The sequence below is a fragment of the Candidatus Zixiibacteriota bacterium genome, from assembly GCA_020853795.1.
Classification (GTDB): Bacteria; Zixibacteria; MSB-5A5; order CAIYYT01; family CAIYYT01; genus JADJGC01.
Genome location: JADYYF010000189.1, coordinates 1 through 2,823, shown reverse-complemented (window position 1 = coordinate 2,823; position 2,823 = coordinate 1). Strand labels below are relative to the sequence as shown.

3 protein-coding genes are annotated in these 2,823 nt (G+C 60.0%); 1 reads left to right on the top strand and 2 read right to left on the bottom strand.

Translation table 11 applies throughout. The features are described 5' to 3' along the window. Positions 1–809: DUF4872 domain-containing protein (locus IT585_14305; protein MCC6964421.1), on the bottom strand; the 809-nt coding region annotated here is incomplete at its 3' end. Between the two features lie 83 nt (positions 810–892). Here IT585_14305 and IT585_14300 point away from each other — a divergent pair. Further along, on the top strand, positions 893–1,894 hold the full coding sequence (locus tag IT585_14300; GenBank protein ID MCC6964420.1) for an isocitrate dehydrogenase (NAD(+)): 1,002 nt from the start codon (positions 893–895) through the stop codon (positions 1,892–1,894). An 80-nt stretch (positions 1,895–1,974) separates the two neighbouring features. Here the strand turns inward: IT585_14300 and amrA are convergent, their stop codons facing one another. After that, on the bottom strand, positions 1,975–2,580 hold the full coding sequence (gene amrA / locus IT585_14295) for an AmmeMemoRadiSam system protein A (protein MCC6964419.1): 606 nt from the start codon (positions 2,578–2,580) through the stop codon (positions 1,975–1,977). Positions 2,581–2,823: the final 243 nt, after the last annotated feature.

Below are 2,823 nucleotides of genomic sequence, written 5' to 3'. Positions count from 1 at the left end.
TCGTAGAGCCCGGCCGACAACTCGTAAATCGGGCGCGCATAGATTTGTCCGGCCTGATCGAGAAACTCGGCGAACATCTTGCGCGAGAGCCCGCCGCCGGTGCCCGCTTTTTCGATTTGCTGGTACAACAGTGTCGGGTTCTTGTAGTCGTCGAGGTGATCGCGCAGATCGAAAATCTGCAGCAGGTTGTAACCGGGCGCGTGGTTTTCGAACTTCTGGTAGAGATTATAGAGCGCCTTGGTGATCATCTCGTCGACGAACGGCCGCTCGCGGAAGCGTTCGATGCGCCAGCGCCGGCGGCGGTGGGCAAAGGGGGGGTACTCGCTACGGCGCGCCTCGTGAAACCTCTCCAGCGGACACTTCTGGATGCGCAGGTAGCCGGTGTCGGCGAGGAAGACGTGCTCATCGTCGTAGCCGACCGGGATCACACGGTGGCCGGCGAAGTGGGTGGCCGAGTCGAAGTAGGGTAGATAAAAGAGATCGACTTGGACTATAATTGGAATCTGCAGGTCGATATGACTGATCAGATCCTGCCAAGCTTCGGCGTCGGAGTCAAATTCCCTGGCCTCGAGTTCGAGGTGCAAATTGCGACAAAAGGAATCCACCATCCCGGTCCCCGAGCCGCCGAGGTGGGGGTTGTCCTGGCCGGCGATGCGGCGAAAGTGAAAACCGAGACCCTCCGCGATGCCGAAAATCCTTGGTTCCGGGTAGCGGAAGCCGTAATAATTGAGGATATTGCGGAGCGCCGTGGTGATGCAATTGGCGCCCGGCAGATGGACGAAATTCTCGATTTGTTTGCGCGTCGGCATAGCTATATTCTCACGTTATTTGCAAGATAGATATTTGAACGATTCGGCAAAGTACATTCGAAAGAAGGACTAAGTAGACAGACATGGCTCATCATATAGTGACATTGATCGAAGGTGACGGTATCGGACCGGAAATTAGCGGCGCGGCCACCCGCATCATCGAGGCGACCGGCGTGGACATCGACTGGGAGAAGCTGCCGGCGGGGATCAACGCCTTGCCCGATTACGGCTCGCCGGTGCCGGAGGTGCTGCTCGAATCGATCCGGCGCAACAAGGTGGCGCTCAAGGGTCCACTGACGACTTTTGTCGCGAAGGGGTTTTCCTCGGCCAACGTCGGCCTGCGCAAGGCGCTGGACTTGTACGCCAATCTGCGACCGGTGCATTCGATCGACGGCATCCGGTCGCGCTATGAAAACGTCGACCTGATCATCGTCCGCGAAAACACCGAAGACCTGTACGCCGGGCTGGAGCACGTGATCACGCCGGGAGTGTCGCAGTCGATCAAGGTAATCACGCAGCACGCCTCGGCGCGAATCGGCCGGTTTGCCTTCGAGTATGCACGTAAGCACGGTCGCAAGCGAGTGACCGCGGTGCACAAGGCTAATATCATGAAGCTGTCGGACGGAATGTTTCTGGAGTCGATCGGCGAGGTAGCCAAGGAATTTCCTGAGATCAAGTTCGACGATGTGATCGTAGATGCGCTGTGCATGAAGCTGGTGATGGACCCCAATCAATTCGATATTCTGGTGCTCTCGAATTTGTACGGCGATATCGTGTCCGACTTGGCCGCCGGGCTGGTCGGTGGGCTCGGCGTGGTTCCGGGCGCGAATATCGGCATCAATGCCGCAGTGTTCGAAGCGGTGCACGGCTCGGCGCCGGACATTGCCGGCAAGGGGATCGCCAACCCGAGCGCGCTGGTGTTTTCCGGTGTGCTGATGCTGCGGCACCTCAACGAAAACGCGGCGGCTGATCGGATCATGAATTCGATCCGCAAGGTGTTCAAGGAAGGCACGCACGTCACGCGCGATCTCGGTGGCAACGCTTCGACGGAGGAATTTGCCGACGAGGTGATCAGGCATCTGTAAGGCGGGGCGCGAAGTCAGGCGAGCGAATTGATCGGCGGACGGCGCGGCTGTCCGCCGCTGCCATTTAGGGGGAGTCGGTGTTAGTGCGGTTTGCGTTCGTGAGGCGTGCGACCGGGGACTTTGGGCTCTTCGATCAGGATCACTTCAAAGCGGTAAATCACGGCGGCGGGAGAGAGGTGGGCGTCACGCTGCAGGCCGGCTTTCTCGCAGGTATGCTGGAGGAACTGGGTGACGCTCCAGTTGTATTCCGAGGCGACTTGCGGCAGGAGCAGGCCGGAGGCGGCGCCGAGGCGGATCAGCAGGCCGTGGCGGCCGATCTCGATGTCGGCGGGGGAGGTGATACGTTCCAGCGGCGAAAGAACGGAAATCTCCAGCGTAGCGCGGGGGAGTTCGTCGCGGCGCAGGGGCGAGAAGCGCGGGTCGGCGATGGCGGCATCGACAGCGCAGAGCGCGACCGTCTGCGCCAGCGGTAGTTCGGCGACGACGCGGCCGATGCAGCCGCGCAGGTGCTCGCCCATCCAGATCGTCACGAAGGCAGCGCCGGGACGTTCAAGATTCGGCGATGCGGGCAGATCGACGAAATTGGCGCCGTCAAGGTAGTGCGTGATGGCGTCGCGGGCGATCGCCAACAGCTCGGTCTTGTCCGCCGAAGTGAGCCAGTCCTCCATCACGGACAAGTTGCTCAACGAAGAGCGATTTGTCCATAGGGAAATGCGGGGGCAAAGTTGTTGTCGATTGAGCCTCATTGGTTGATCGACGATTCGTCGTGTGGTCGGGAGCTCTTATGCGCTCGCCAATGAAGGAGAGCGCCTAATCCGGATCAGGCATTGCAATGATGCGGTTTGAGAGTTGCCTCAAGCGCGCGGCCCGCTTGTCGCCTCGATGAGTCACAAAACCTAGGACTCGGTGACCGACGGTTGCTGGGACGT